Genomic DNA, 14,934 nt, shown 5'->3' on the forward strand with positions numbered 1-14,934 from the left:
TCATTATTCAAAGGAAACCGTTGGAGCTTTTTGGGCACTTTGCTCGGCACTAAAGTTTGGTTTGGTATCCATACCAATTACTTTGGCGGTCATCACTTGCGGGAATTGACGCGCATAAGAGTTAAAGTCCTGAACCGTAGTGATATAACGGTTACGTGCCACAGCGATTCTATTTTCAGTACCTTCGAGCTGTACCTGTAAATCACGGAACTGCTGATTGGCTTTCAGGTCTGGATAATTCTCAGTCACCGCCAATAAACGCGACAAAGCACTGGTCATTTGCGACTGCGCTTCCTGATAACGCTGGAATAATGCAGGATCTTCCAGTACTTCACGATCCACTTTTAAACCGGCAACATTGGCACGTGCTTGAGTCACTTCAGTTAAGACCTGCTCTTCATGCGCGGCATAGCCTTTGACTACATTGACCAGATTCGGCACCAGATCGGCACGGCGCTGATACTGGTTTTGCACTTCAGACCATGATGCGGTGACCGCTTCATCTTTCACCTGCAAAGTGTTATAGCCACATCCTGTGAGGGTCAAAGTACTGGCCAGCATCAGGGTTATTAAAGATTGTTTGAATAGACGCATGATGTTTATCCTCAATTATTTATTGATATTTATTTAATTAATTTGATTTTAAACAGTATTTTCTAAAGTTTTGTTACTTTTTATAATATTTTTTAATGGACTGTCTTTCCGTTGAATCAGACTCAAAAATAAAAAACCCGCCGAAGCGGGTTTTCTTGAATGATATGCGTTGATGGCTAACGATTAGATATCCAGATAATCCAGAATTCCTTCTGCAGCCTGACGGCCTTCCCAGATCGCAGTAACCACCAAGTCAGAACCGCGTACCATGTCACCACCGGCAAAGATTTTTGGATTTGAAGTCTGGAATTTGTATTGCTGCTGTTCAGCAGCAATAACACGCCCCGAACCATCCAGATTAATTTCTACATCGGTGAACCAATCTGCAGGACTGGTACGGAAACCAAAAGCCAGCAGAACTGCATCTGCCGGCAGAATCTCTTCTGAACCTGGAATCGGCTCTGGACTACGGCGACCGCGACTGTCCGGCTCACCCAGCTGAGTAGTAATAAATTTCACACCAGTCACTTTACCATTTTCACCAACAACTTCGATCGGCTGACGGTTAAACTGAAAACTCACTCCTTCTTCACGCGCATTTTGCACTTCACGGCGTGAACCCGGCATATTTTCTTCATCACGACGGTAAGCACAAACTACCGACTCAGCACCTTGACGAATTGAGGTGCGGTTACAGTCCATAGCTGTATCACCACCGCCTAAAACGATGACTTTCTTGCCTTCAACACTGATGTATTCAGCTGGGTCTTTTTCCCAGCCCTGACAACGATTGACATTCGCAATCAGGAAATCCAGTGCATCATACACACCATCCAGATCTTCACCGGCAAAACCACCTTTCATATAGGTATAGGTTCCCATACCCATAAATACCGCATCATAATCAGAAAGTAGCTGGTCGATGGTCACATCTGTACCAATCTCAGTGTTCAGACGGAATTCAACCCCCATACCCGTGAAAATTTCACGGCGGCGTTTCATCACATCTTTTTCCATTTTGAATTCTGGAATACCGAAAGTCAGCAGACCACCGATTTCCGGACGTTTATCAAAGACCACAGGTTTTACCCCGTTACGCACCAGAATATCCGCACAGCCAAGTCCTGCAGGACCTGCCCCGATAATCGCGACTTTCTTATTGGTCCATTTTACATTGGACATATCTGGACGCCAGCCCAATGCAAAGGCAGTGTCGTTGATATATTTTTCTGCATTACCAATAGTCACCGCGCCGAAACCGTCGTTCAGGGTACACGCCCCTTCACACAGACGGTCTTGTGGACAGACACGGCCACAGACTTCTGGCAAGGTGTTGGTCTGATGACACAGTTCAGCGGCCTGGAACAGACGGCCTTCAGACACCAGTTTTAACCAGTTTGGAATATAGTTATGTACCGGACATTTCCACTCACAATACGGGTTACCACAGCCTAGGCAGCGATGCGTCTGGTTGGCTGCAATTTCCGCGGTATAAGGCTTATAAATTTCCACAAATTCTGCTTTGCGGACATCAATCTCTTTTTTCTCTGGATCTTGGCGTGCGACATCCAGGAATTGAAAGTCATTATTCAGGCGTTCTGCCATGTCTCTCTCCGTGGGGAGATGTAAGGGGTTCACAGTTGCCTTACATCTGCCTATGTTTCTGCAGTAGTGGAATTATTGTGGATCAGCTTGAGTGGTTTTCAACAGCGTTTGCAAGTTGGCTGCTTTTGGTTTTACCAACCAGAACTTGCGGCTGTAGAAGTCAAACTCATGGCGGATCTTGTACGCCCAAGCACTACCCGTTTCTTTAATATGTTCATCTAGGATACGACCCAGGAAGGCTTTGTGCTCTTCCATCGCTTCGGTTGAAATACGATTCAGCTCAATCAGCTCATGGTTATAATGATCAACGAAGTCATTATCCAGATCAAGTACATAAGCAAAACCACCAGTCATACCCGCACCGAAGTTATGCCCAACTTTACCCAGCACTGTCACAATACCACCGGTCATGTATTCACAGCAGTGATCGCCTGCACCTTCAATCACGGCAAATGCACCCGAGTTACGCACCGCGAAACGCTCGCCTGCTGTACCCGCTGCATATAACTTACCGCCAGTCGCACCGTACAAACAGGTGTTCCCAATAATCGCGGTATTTTGGGTCTGGAATGGCGAACCTTTTGGCGGGAAGATCGAGATGCGACCGCCGGCCATACCTTTACCGACATAGTCATTGGCATCACCTTCCAGGCTGATATGCAGACCACCGGCATTCCAGACACCCAGCGACTGACCCGCAGTACCATTCAGGTGAACTTTCACCGGATGGGCTTCCATGCTCAGGTTGCCATAGCGTTTCGCAATTTCACCAGACAGACGGGCACCAATCGAACGGTCACAGTTACCGATCGTAAAGCTATATTCACCGCCAGTTCCCGCTTCAATCGCAGGCAGAATCTCATCCACCATTTTCTCTGCCAGAATCCCTTTATCGAATGGTGCATTGCCCTGTACTTCGCAGTACTGTGCTTTACCTTCTGCAGCAGGATGTGACTCAAGCAATTTGCTTAAATCAAGATGTGCATGCTTTGCAGTTTCACCTGGTAAGACTTCCAGCAGATCAGTACGGCCAATCAGGTCTTTCAGACTCGATACACCAAGTGCTGCCAGCCATTCACGGGTTTCTTCAGCAATAAAGGTGAAGAAGTTGATCAGCATTTGTGGCTCGCCAATGTAGTGTTCCTGACGCAAGTGATCTTGCTGAGTTGCTACACCGGTTGCACAGTTATTCAAGTGGCAGATACGTAGGTATTTACAACCCAATGCGATCATTGGGGTTGAACCAAAGCCGAAGCTTTCTGCACCCAGAATTGCTGCTTTTACGACATCCAGACCGGTTTTTAAACCGCCATCTGTCTGTACGCGAACTTTACCACGCAGGTCATTCACACGAAGGGCCTGATGCGCTTCAGAAAGACCCAGTTCCCACGGTGAACCTGCATGATGAATTGAAGAAAGTGGAGAAGCCGCTGTCCCGCCATCATAACCAGAAATGGTAATGAAATCGGCATACGCTTTCGCTACACCTGCCGCAATCGTACCGACACCCGGTTCAGAAACCAGCTTAACTGACACCATCGCCTGTGGGTTAACCTGTTTTAAATCAAAGATCAACTGTGATAAATCTTCAATTGAATAGATGTCATGATGCGGAGGTGGCGAAATGAGGGTAACGCCCGGTACAGAGTAACGTAAACGGGCAATGAGACCATTTACTTTACCACCCGGCAACTGACCACCTTCACCTGGTTTTGCACCTTGCGCGACTTTAATTTGGAGAACTTCTGCTGATGTTAAATAAGCAGGCGTCACACCAAAACGGCCCGATGCAATTTGTTTGATTTTCGAGTTACGGATGGTGCCGTAACGCGCTGGATCTTCACCGCCCTCGCCTGAGTTTGAACGACCGCCAATCGTATTCATGGCAATCGCAATCGCTTCATGTGCTTCAGGTGATAGTGCACCCAAAGACATGCCGGCAGAGTCAAAACGAGGTAGGATATCTTCCACAGATTCCACTTGATCCAGTGCAATCGAATTGTCTGTTTTGAGTTTGAACAGGTCACGAATCGTGGCAATCGGACGCTTATTCACAAGTTCTGCATATTCTTTAAAGTCAGCATAATTGCCAGAACGCACTGCTTTATGTAGCGAGTTGATCACGTCCGGGTTAAATGCATGGTATTCCTTACCGAATACAAATTTCAGCAAGCCACCTTGATCAATTGGTTTACGGTTTTTCCACGCGATATCCGCCAACTGTTTCTGGTCATTTTCAAGGTCAACAAAGGTCGCACCCTGAATACGACTCGGCACACCAATGAAGCATGTATCAACCACTTCATTCGACAGACCGACTGCTTCAAATAACTGACCACCACGGTAAGAGGCTACCGTCGAAATTCCCATTTTCGATAGAACTTTGAGTAAGCCTTTCTCAATGCCTTTACGGAAATTGTTTTGTGCATAGATTGGATCACCCAAGAGCTCGCCTTTGGCGACCAGATCATTGATCACGTCATAAGCCAGATATGGATAAATCGCGGTTGCGCCAAAGCCGAGAAGCACTGCGAACTGATGTGGATCACGGGCAAAACCGGTTTCAACAATCAGGTTGGCATCGGTACGCAAACCGGTATTAATCAAGTAATGATGCACCGCACCGGTCACCATAAAGGCATTGGCCGGCAAGTGGCCTTCACGAATTTTCTTGTCTGAAAGCATCAGTAAAGTTTTGCCATCACGAATCGCTTGTGCAGCCTCGATGCAAATACGCAGAATTGCGGCTTGTAAACCTTCAGTTTCAGTATAGTTCAGGTCGATGTCAGCAATTTCGTAACCTTTACGCCCCAAGGTACGAATTTGATGCATTTTCGAATTTGACAGTACCGGACTGGAAATAATCAGACGGTCAGCATGTTCAGGCCCCTGTTCAAACACGTTCTGTTCACGGCCTAAACAGGTTTCCAGTGACATCACGATCGATTCACGTAACGGATCAATTGGCGGGTTGGTCACCTGCGCAAACTGCTGACGGAAATAATCCGAAACATGGCGCACCTGACGTGACAATACTGCCATGGGCGTATCATCACCCATGGATCCCACAGCTTCCTGACCACTTTCCGCGATTGGACGCAATAACTGGTCACGTTCTTCAAAGGTCACCATGAACATTTTTTGGGCCGCTTTCAGGCCATCGCCTTTTAAGCCTTGCTCACATAAATATTCTTCCAGCTCGGGGCTACCTTGCAAACGCACAGAGTTTTCACGTAACCATTCACGGTATGGACGCATACGTTTTAAATGATGATTCACATCTTGTGTATCCAGTACCTTGCCGGTTTGCGTATCGATCACCAGCATTTGGCCGGGGCCAACACGACCTTTAGAAATCACATCTTCAGGTTGATAACCCCAGACCCCAATTTCCGATGCCAATGTGATGTAGCCATTTTTGGTAATCACCCAACGTGCCGGACGTAAACCATTACGATCCAGCATACAAATCGCATGACGGCCATCCTGAATTACCAGACCTGCCGGGCCATCCCAGGCTTCCATATGTTTCGAGTTGAATTCATAGAAAGCACGCAAGTCCGCATCAAGCGTTTCCACATTCTGCCACGCAGGCGGAACCAGCATACGTAAGGCACGGAACAGATCCATACCGCCACCGACCAGAATCTCCAGCATATTGTCCAGGCTTGAGGAATCCGAACCGGTACGATTCACAATCGGTTTCAGCTCAGTTAAACCCGGCAATAACGGATTTTCAAATTTTGGCACCCGCGCCATGGCCCAGTTACGGTTGGCCGTAATAGTGTTGATTTCACCATTGTGCGCCAGATAACGGAACGGCTGTGCCAACGGCCAGCGTGGCAAAGTATTGGTCGAAAAACGTTGATGAAATACCACGATATGTGATTCCAGACGCGGATCAGCCAGATCGGTATAAAAGTCTGCAATCGCTTCCGGCATCATCAAGCCTTTATAGCTGATGACCGTTGAACATAAGGTGGTGACATAGAAAGACGTATCATTCAGCAGCAATTGTTCTGCACGACGACGCGCCAGGAATAACTTACGGTTAAATTCAACCTCGGTCACGCCCATCGGGCAATTGACAATAATCTGTTCAAATGCCGGCATCGATTGCAAGGCAATTTCACCCAGTGCATCGACATGGGTTGGAATCACACGCCAAGCCAGAACAATGAGACCTTCAGCTTCAATTTCTTTGTTTAAAACCTGTTTGGCATGTGCAGCAAGCGCAGGATCAAGATTTAGGAACACCGAACCGACAGCAAAGACTTCACTTAAGGTGGTATCACTTAAGCGTTTTGCTTCTTCACGAAAGAACTTTTTCGGCATCGCCAAAAGCAGACCACAGCCATCCCCAGTCTTGCCATCGGCGGCAATACCACCACGATGGGTCATACAACTTAGGCTATGAATCGCGGTCTTGACAAGATCATGGCTTGCATCGCCCTGCATATGGGCAATTAAACCGAAACCACAGTTATCTTTAAACTCATCCGGTTGGTATAAACCTTGAGCGGGAGCTACATTATTAGGCGATGGCATGTGCATAGCGTACCCTTCTTTTCACGAAGCCATATAGGCTGTTAAACAATCTAAATTCTTCTCTGCGCTGCGTGTAATGGACTTTCGAAGACCGTCTTGCTAGAGCAAAATCTTTTCATCTTTATTTCTTCAGACTAGTCCTTTTTCAGACCGAATGCATAAAAAATAAAGTTTATTTTGCTGATGAATAACATAAAAATCAGGAATAAATATGACATTCATAGGTTGTCATCGAATCATTTTTCGCGCTAAAACAGGGAGATTAATTCAATCCATGCACCAATAAAGCAAATTACATGCCAATAAATAGCACATAAATTAAAACTATACAGATGACAAAGCTTTAACAAAGATTACAGGGATACTGGTTATTTTTAATGTGTATTTTTTGCACCAAAAGCGCACATTTCTAATTAGGTCATTTTTTTGGTGCGCTATTTTAGAACGGATTAGTTAAAAGGATCACTAATCTCATTGTTTTGAGGACGGGAATTCCCCCCTTGGTTCGGTCGATTATTATTGTTTTGTGGTTGTGGTGCACCTTCTACAGCACTTTCGGATTTCTGTACATCGAGCACATTGCCGGCGGCATCACGACGCACAATTGTGGTACTGGTGGTCGCATCCGAACTACGCGGTTTAACCTCAGCCTGAGTTTGCTGTCTGAGTCGTACAGATTCATCTACCTTCGGTAAAGGTACGTTTTTCAAGCGAATCTCATACAGCTTTTGATTGCTTGCCAATTCCTCTGAACCCAGATTATTGACCAGACTGACATACTGCTGTATTGGCACCACTTCAGGCTTCACTGAAGCAGGCAAATTTAAATTCAATGTAGATAAGGCCTGATTGGCTTCGGCGGCGGTCTTATACTGACCATACAGCAGCACATATTGTTCTGGCTGATTTTCACCGGATATTCTTAGATAAATAAAATACTTACGATCTGGCTGTTTTTTAAGAAAGCTTTTTAGAATGGCTTCATTACTGACGCGAAATAATTCAATCGCATGCTGTTTTTTCGCCTCATTAACAAATTTGGTGCCGCGAAATTCTGGCTCATGAGTGGCATTTACAATGGTGCGCGTATTCAAATCGAGGGGTTTGACCTCGTCAAAAAGCGCACCAAGATGGGTCATTGTCGCTACTTTTTCCGGCTGAATTTGTAATTGAACTTTAGTTTCTGGCTTTTTTTCCACTTCAATTACCGCATCTGAATCAGTAATGGCCCAAAAGATCAAGGCTGCAAATAGACAGCATACACCACAGACCAGCCAGAAATAGTGCTGAACCTTTTGCCAAGGAGTGTGTAATGCTGTCATAAAAACTAAAACCTATGCCTGATTCGCTAAAATTGCCTGTTGCATTCGCTCAAGATCAAAATCCCGAGTAATCACAGCTTTGCCTAATTGTTGCAACAACACCAGACGCAATTGTCCATTCAAGACTTTTTTGTCATGGGCCATATATGCCAGGAAATCATCAAGAGGGATTTTAGGACAAACGATCGGAAGTTTGGCACGAGAAATGATTTTTTTTGTACGCTCCAGATCACTCTGAGAAATCCAGCCCATACGCTGTGATAAATCTGCCGCCATGACCATACCTGTTGCAACAGCCTCACCATGTAGCCAGACACCATACCCCAGATAAGATTCAATCGCATGTCCAAAAGTATGCCCCAGATTCAGTAGAGCACGTTCCCCTTGCTCTTTTTCATCATTGGCGACAATCCGGGCCTTGTGCGCACAGGAACGATAAACGGCCTCAGCCAGTAGTTTCTCATCACGACTGACCAGAGCATCCATGTTCTCTTCAAGCCAGAGCAGAAATGATTCATCACCGAGTAGCGCATATTTAATGACTTCAGCCAAACCGGCCGCAAGTTCACGATCGGGTAAAGTAGAAAGTTGCGACATATCGGCCAGCACCACTTGCGGTTGCTGAAATGCACCAATCATGTTTTTACCCAGTGGATGATTAATCCCGGTTTTTCCACCGACACTGGAATCGACTTGAGACAGTAAAGTCGTCGGTACCTGAATGAAGTACACGCCACGCTGGAAACATGCCGAAGCAAAACCGGCCATATCGCCAATCACACCACCACCGAGCGCAAGCACCGTACAGTCCCGGTTAAAACCAGCTTCAAGCAATGCATCAAAGATCAGATTCAGATGCTGGCTATCCTTATATTTTTCACCATCGGGCAAAATACAGGTCGCAACATGCTTGTCTAAAGCTGCAATCGCAGTTTGATAATGCTGCAAATAAAGTGGCGCAACCGTGGTATTGCTCACAATCATCACTTGCTTGCCATGAATATAGGGAGCCAATAAGGCCTGTGGATCAAGATCGCTCCCGATAAAAATAGGGTAACGACGTTCTCCGAGTTCTACATATAAGGTTTGCATGTTTGATTAACCACTTTATTCAATGTACTTAATTTTTAGAAACAATGAGATTGAGAATCCGCTGCGCCAGATCTCGTGCAGCACCCTGATTGGTCTCAATGATATGATGTGCCACCTCCCGATACAAGGGATCACGGACGGCCAATAAATCACGCAACTTTTGTTCTGGATTTTCAACTTGCAACAGTGGGCGGTTTTTATCGCGATAAGTACGCTGCAGCTGAATTTCAACCGGCGTATACAGGTAAACGACTATCCCACGCTGTTTCAGATAGTCTCGATTCAAGAGCTGGGTGATGGCACCACCACCCGTGGCTAAAACCAGTTGAGAGCGTGAAGTCAGCTCATCAATTACAGCAGTTTCACGGTCACGGAAACCCTGCTCCCCTTCCTTTTCAAAAATCCAGGGAATGGTCGCGCCTGTTTTACGTTCAATTTCATGATCACTGTCTAGAAATTCGCGTCCTAACAATTCTGCGAGATGTCGTCCTACTGTTGTTTTACCTGCCCCCATCGGCCCTACCAAATAAATATTTGGTAGGGTTTCAAACTCTTTGCTTGGCAAGGAGTCACCTATTCGTTTTGTTAAATTCAAAATATATTAATGATTTCTTGAAACACTGTCATTAACAATTCGAGGTGTAACGAAAATCAGTAGCTCTGCTTGACTTGAGGTGCTTGAATTATTTTTAAAAAGATTACCTACAACTGGCAAATCTCCTAAAAATGGTACTTTACTGGAATTCTTTGCTTTAAGATCATCAAATATTCCACCTAGTACCACTGTTTCACCATCACGTACCAATACATTTGTCTGTAATTCATTAGTATTAATGGAAGGACCTTCGGGTGTAATTGTACCGATACTATCTTTTTCAATCTTGAGTTCCATCTGTACTTTACCATCTGGAGTGATACTTGGCGTTACTTCAAGTCTCAAGTTTGCTTCTTTAAAAGAAGTCGTCGTCCCTCCTTCCGCACTATATGTTTGATAGGGAATTTCTGTACCACGTAAAATATGAGCTTTTTGTTTATCACCTGTCATAATTTTAGGAGCAGACAAAATCTCACCCAATCCATCCGTTTGCAATGCAGTCAACTGTAAATCCAACATATAGTCAGAAATTTTCAGCAATCCAAAACTAAATGTTCCTGCACTTGCTGTCCCTAAATCCACATTTAGATCCAGACTTGGAGAGTAATCTCCTCCCCAGACATTAGAACCATTTGCCCCATTTACGAGAGTAGGATTATTACGCTGTATACCCCAATCAATCCCTAAATCACGTGAAAAATTAGTTTCGGCGGTTACAATACGAGCCTCAACCATGACTTGTTTCACTTGAACATCAAGTAAATCTACCATATTTTTGATTTTATCAATAAATTGCTGAGTATCACTAACAATCAAAGTATTAGTCCGAGCATCTATAGACACAGAACCACGTACACTCAATAAACTTTCTTTATCCCCATCACTAGAACTACCTGAGGCTCCTTTATTTTGAGTAATCAGTTTTTCAATATCTGTAGCTTTAGCATAACTAAGCTGCAGATATTCGGTCTGAAGCGGAGCTAGCTTAATACTTTGCTTTAATGCTTTAGCCTCTTCCTCTTCTGCTTTAATCAATTCTGCTATCGGTGCAATCCACATTACATTGCCATTGCGGCGTTTATCCAGATTTTTGGTTTTCAGCACAATATCCAGCGCCTGATCCCAAGGTACCTCTTTTAAGCGCAAGGTAATATTACCTTGCACACTGTCCGCAGCCACCATATTAATATCGGTAAAATCGGCTAAAAGCTGCAGCACACGACGGACTTCAATATCCTGAAAATCTAGCGAAATTTTCTTGCCGCTATAAGCAACCGCCTTCGGACGTAGCGGACTCTTGGCTTCCGGACGTTTCAAACTAATGGTCAGTTTGTTATCAGTCTGATAAGCCATATATTCATAGCTTTCTCCAGACTGGATCGTAATCACACCTGATCCATTCTGGTTCACCGCATCGACACTCGATACAGGCGTCGCGAAATCATTCACATTCAGACGACGGGTCAAATGCGTCGGAATCTTAGTCCCTAAGGTCCGGACAATGACTTTCGTGCCCTGCTGCTGCACATCGACCGGGGTGTTGTTGCCTGCCAGATCAATGACGACCTGACCTTCACCTTGCGCACCACGCTGGAAACCAATATTGCTAATTCCCTGAGCCGACTGCTGTAGCACAGGTTGAGCCGTGGTGACTGGCGTTACCGAATTAATTTTCAGGATAAAGGTATTGCCTTCAACTCGCGTGGTAAAGGCACCGGCATCTGCCAGATTAACCGTCAAACGGGCACGTTGTGCATCCGAAGTCACATCGACCGAACTGGCTTCACGTGTTGCCACCGGAATATTGCTTTGCTTTAAGTTTTGTTGGGCCTGGTCAAAATCTAAAATTAGACGCGAAGGTGATTCTAATTGATAGGCTTGTGGCTGTGGTGGCAAACCATTGAACATCACCCGAATTTCAGTTCCTTGTCCAGGAAGCTGCATAGCTACGATATTGGTCACGGCTACCTGCGCGCTGGCTGCTTGCATCACCGCAATCGCAACAGCACCCATTGAAAACTGACGAAACACACGATTCATTGTATTAGCATCCCCAAAAATAAATTCTTTAATACTCTTATTCATTGTTATTCCCTAAAACTTATGGTGCCGGCCCAATCAGAACCAGACTTCGCGGACGCTCCACATATCCTTCACGGCCATCTGGAATAATCTCAATCAAATCGATCTGCGTTGGTGTAATACCACTCACACGACCATGATTAAGCCCCATATAGCTACCACGCTGTATCCGTTCAATCTCACCGTCCGGTGTCTGGATTAAAGCCAGAATCTGTCCGGCCTGATTACGCATGCTGCCTTTCATGCTCAAGGTTTCCAGAGGATAACTTTCCAGTGGTTGCAATTGACGTGACAAATTTGGATAAACCCGTTTCCCCGCCATAATTTTCAGTTCAGCAGCCAGAGAGCTGGGTAAAAATGGGCTTTTAAGCTGATGTGCTGCATAATTAAACGTATCAATAGGCATAAAATCAGGTGCAGGCTCGATCGGCAAAGGCGGCTTATTACGTATATTGGCCATTTCCTGATTGACAGCATCAATACGCGAATCACATCCCCATAATAAAAATCCGAGCGTTAAAGCTGAAGTAATTTTAATGTTCTTCATTACTGCGCCCCCTGAGTCGTGTTATTAGCTGCTGCATTACCGACATAACGATAAGTTTTGGCTTTCACCACATAATTAATCACCGGAATCTCAGAGTTTTTCGCTTTGTTGCGAGTACCGGTAATAGTGAAATCATGTAAGGTCACAATACGAGACAAGCCGGCAATACTGCTGACAAAAGAACCAAAAGCGTGATAATCCCCAGTGGCTTCAATGGCGATTGGCTGCTCGATAAAGAACTCCTGTTTAATTTCAGGTTCCAGACGGATATTCTTAAACTTCAGACCCGAACTCACGCCACTCAGGTTAATATCTTCAACCAGACCCGGAATTTCAGTTTCTTTTGGCAATTGTTCTAACTGCTGGTTAAAACGGACTTCCATTTCCTGAAGCTGGATTTGATATTGTTGCAAATTGCGCAATTTAGATTCTTTTTCACGGAATTCATTCAACAAGTTTTGTTCTTGAGCGCTGGCTTGTGCAATCGACTCAATCGTGCTTCTGATCATGACAAAATAAATCAGCGCAAAGGCCAGCACGACAATAAAAATCCAGCAGCTAATCTTGACCGACAAAGGCCAGCTGCCATAATTATTAGGATCTAATGTATTGAATTGCTGAAAAAACTTTTCAACCGTCATTTTATTTTTAGGTACAGCGACGGCATCCTGACCGAACTCATCAAATTCTTCATTACTCATGATGATGCCCCCGTAGTTGTAGTGACTGTTTGTTGTTCTTCATTCAGGACTGGCTGAGCAATCTGATCCAGATCTACCGTCACGGTAAAACTGCCATAAGACTCTTCCACACGTGGAATAATCGAGCTCGGTGCTTTCTCTTTTTGTTCAGTGACTATGAATGCATTCATAAAAGCATTGCGATACCAAGATGAAGCTTCCAGATTGCGCAGTAACTCTGCAACGGTATTTGGACTTTCAGCCCGACCTTCAATAGTAAATTTATCTCCGGTACGCTGAAACTTGGTGATGTACATATTGGCTGGTGTCACCCGCACAATTTCATCAATCAAATGCACCGCGACCGGACGTTGCGTTTGCAAGCCCTGAATCAACTTCATCCGCTCAACAATGGCATTACGTTGCTCTTGCAAACCTTCTAGCGCTTTTAACTGCACATCCAGATTCTGGTTGGTACTTTGAATCAGCTGATTGGCCTGTTCCTGATCCTGAAGCTTGTGATCATAATAAAACCAGGTTGAACCTGCCGCCGCCAGTCCTAAGAAAAGCGCCCCCACACAGATTGCCACGAATTCATTATTTCTTTTAATTCTTAGCTCATCACGCCAAGGAAGTAAGTTAATCTTTGCCATTAATCAAAACTCCTCAATGCCAAACCACATGCAACCATGAGTGATGACGCGTCATTTTCAATTTTTTTAATATCAATTTGAGGAGAAAAGCCCATTTGCAAAAATGGATTCGCGATCGTGACACGGTAACCGAGTTTTTGTTGTAATAATTTTGCCAGACCTGGAATATTGGCATTCCCGCCGGCCAATAAAATATGATCAATCTCATTAAACTGAGACGATGAAAAGAAGAATTGTAATGACCGCGCTGCCTGTTGCACAACGGCATCCAGGAACGGTTCTAGCACTTCAATATCATAGTCATCTGGCAAAGCACGGGTTTTTTTAGCACGCCCGGCTTCTTCAAAAGACAGACCATAACGGTTCTGAATTTCCTGAGTTAGCTGTTTGCCACCAAACACCTGCTCACGGGTATAAATAATTTTGTTGTTCTGCATGACTGATAAAGTCGTCATACTATGTCCAATGTCTAAAATACCGACAGTATTTACCCCCATCGGCAAAGTATCCGAAAACACTTTAAAAGCATTTTCCAGCGCAAAACTTTCTACATCCGCGATCTTGGGTGTCAGTCCGGCAATTTCCAAAACTTCAGAACGTGCTTCAATATTTTCAATGCGGGTTGCCACCAACAGCACATTGACCCGGTTTGGATTGGCAAGACGGTCAGGCAGAACTTCAAAGTCCAGACTGGCTTCATCGAGTGGGAACGGAATATACTGTTCTGCATCCTCACGAATCTGAACTTCACGCTCATCATTCGACATGTCTGCATCCATCTCGATAGTTTTGGTAATCACCATAGAGGTTGGAATGGCAAAAGCGGCATGATTCGACTGGGTGTTGGCCAAATTAATTGCACGCCCAAGGGCATCCGCGACTGCTTCCGGGTTTAAGACGTTTTTTTCAACAACACTGTTTTCCATTAATGGGATCAAAGCATAGCTCTCTACCCAGTAACGGCTACTTTTTACAGAAAGCTCCAAAACCTTAACAGAAGTCGAACTAATATCAACTCCTATTAACCCCTTATTTGGTTTACGATATAACCTGCGCACAATATAATTCCTATTATTTTTTTGTCCCCAATTAAATCTAACTTACCAATCGATCCGATCTATAATTTTATATAGATACAATAACTCATCTAACAATATGTATATCTAAAGGATATACTGATCGGTAATTAGTTCGCCATTAGCTCTTATTAAAACTT

General features: G+C 44.7%; 11 protein-coding genes. All 11 read right to left on the reverse strand.

Going from position 1 to position 14,934, the window contains the following annotated elements; genetic code table 11:
• Positions 1 to 3: 3 nt before the first annotated feature.
• Positions 4 to 594 (reverse strand): LemA family protein, encoded by a 591-nt coding sequence (locus FTU40_RS13015; protein ID WP_180041087.1) that lies wholly within the window; start codon positions 592 to 594, stop codon positions 4 to 6.
• A gap of 183 nt (positions 595 to 777) precedes the next feature.
• Positions 778 to 2,199, reverse strand: a complete 1,422-nt coding sequence (locus FTU40_RS13020; protein WP_180041089.1) for an FAD-dependent oxidoreductase — start codon at positions 2,197 to 2,199, stop codon at positions 778 to 780.
• A gap of 72 nt (positions 2,200 to 2,271) precedes the next feature.
• Complete coding sequence (gltB, locus tag FTU40_RS13025) at positions 2,272 to 6,747, reverse strand: glutamate synthase large subunit (RefSeq protein ID WP_180041091.1); 4,476 nt, start codon at positions 6,745 to 6,747, stop codon at positions 2,272 to 2,274.
• Between the two features lie 449 nt (positions 6,748 to 7,196).
• Complete coding sequence (locus tag FTU40_RS13030; protein WP_180041094.1) at positions 7,197 to 8,069, reverse strand: hypothetical protein; 873 nt, start codon at positions 8,067 to 8,069, stop codon at positions 7,197 to 7,199.
• A 12-nt stretch (positions 8,070 to 8,081) separates the two neighbouring features.
• Positions 8,082 to 9,161 (reverse strand): 3-dehydroquinate synthase, encoded by a 1,080-nt coding sequence (gene aroB / locus FTU40_RS13035; RefSeq protein ID WP_005168879.1) that lies wholly within the window; start codon positions 9,159 to 9,161, stop codon positions 8,082 to 8,084.
• A 28-nt stretch (positions 9,162 to 9,189) separates the two neighbouring features.
• A complete protein-coding gene (gene aroK, locus FTU40_RS13040; RefSeq protein ID WP_180041096.1) occupies positions 9,190 to 9,726 on the reverse strand; it encodes a shikimate kinase AroK in 537 nt (178 codons plus the stop codon).
• 36 nt (positions 9,727 to 9,762) lie between these two features.
• Positions 9,763 to 11,841, reverse strand: coding sequence for a type IV pilus secretin PilQ family protein (gene pilQ, locus FTU40_RS13045; protein WP_180041098.1), 2,079 nt, complete (start codon positions 11,839 to 11,841; stop codon positions 9,763 to 9,765).
• Between the two features lie 16 nt (positions 11,842 to 11,857).
• Positions 11,858 to 12,385 (reverse strand): pilus assembly protein PilP, encoded by a 528-nt coding sequence (locus tag FTU40_RS13050; RefSeq protein ID WP_180041100.1) that lies wholly within the window; start codon positions 12,383 to 12,385, stop codon positions 11,858 to 11,860.
• The gene (locus tag FTU40_RS13055) at positions 12,385 to 13,086 is read right to left on the reverse strand and encodes a type 4a pilus biogenesis protein PilO (protein ID WP_180041102.1); all 702 of its coding nucleotides are present in this window, start codon (positions 13,084 to 13,086) and stop codon (positions 12,385 to 12,387) included. The genes FTU40_RS13050 and FTU40_RS13055 overlap by 1 nt, the downstream gene beginning before the upstream one ends.
• On the reverse strand, positions 13,083 to 13,718 hold the full coding sequence (locus FTU40_RS13060; RefSeq protein WP_180041104.1) for a PilN domain-containing protein: 636 nt from the start codon (positions 13,716 to 13,718) through the stop codon (positions 13,083 to 13,085). Before FTU40_RS13060 ends, FTU40_RS13055 begins: the two co-directional genes overlap by 4 nt.
• Positions 13,718 to 14,776: a pilus assembly protein PilM gene (locus FTU40_RS13065; RefSeq protein WP_180041106.1), complete on the reverse strand. Its 1,059-nt coding sequence runs from the start codon at positions 14,774 to 14,776 to the stop codon at positions 13,718 to 13,720. Before FTU40_RS13065 ends, FTU40_RS13060 begins: the two co-directional genes overlap by 1 nt.
• Positions 14,777 to 14,934 lie beyond the last annotated feature (158 nt).

It is taken from the genome of Acinetobacter sp. YH12100 (assembly GCF_013419135.1).
Classification (GTDB): domain Bacteria; phylum Pseudomonadota; class Gammaproteobacteria; order Pseudomonadales; family Moraxellaceae; genus Acinetobacter; species Acinetobacter pseudolwoffii.

What these genes read in the sequence shown, in the direction of transcription:
- FTU40_RS13030 (WP_180041094.1), bottom strand. Translation starts at nt 8,069, where the DNA reads ATGACAGCATTACACACTCCTTGGCAAAAGGTTCAGCACTATTTCTGG.
- FTU40_RS13050 (WP_180041100.1), bottom strand. Translation starts at nt 12,385, where the DNA reads ATGAAGAACATTAAAATTACTTCAGCTTTAACGCTCGGATTTTTATTA.
- pilQ (WP_180041098.1), bottom strand. Translation starts at nt 11,841, where the DNA reads ATGAATAAGAGTATTAAAGAATTTATTTTTGGGGATGCTAATACAATG.
- gltB (WP_180041091.1), bottom strand. Translation starts at nt 6,747, where the DNA reads ATGCCATCGCCTAATAATGTAGCTCCCGCTCAAGGTTTATACCAACCG.
- FTU40_RS13055 (WP_180041102.1), bottom strand. Translation starts at nt 13,086, where the DNA reads ATGAGTAATGAAGAATTTGATGAGTTCGGTCAGGATGCCGTCGCTGTA.
- FTU40_RS13020 (WP_180041089.1), bottom strand. Translation starts at nt 2,199, where the DNA reads ATGGCAGAACGCCTGAATAATGACTTTCAATTCCTGGATGTCGCACGC.
- aroB (WP_005168879.1), bottom strand. Translation starts at nt 9,161, where the DNA reads ATGCAAACCTTATATGTAGAACTCGGAGAACGTCGTTACCCTATTTTT.
- FTU40_RS13060 (WP_180041104.1), bottom strand. Translation starts at nt 13,718, where the DNA reads ATGGCAAAGATTAACTTACTTCCTTGGCGTGATGAGCTAAGAATTAAA.
- FTU40_RS13015 (WP_180041087.1), bottom strand. Translation starts at nt 594, where the DNA reads ATGCGTCTATTCAAACAATCTTTAATAACCCTGATGCTGGCCAGTACT.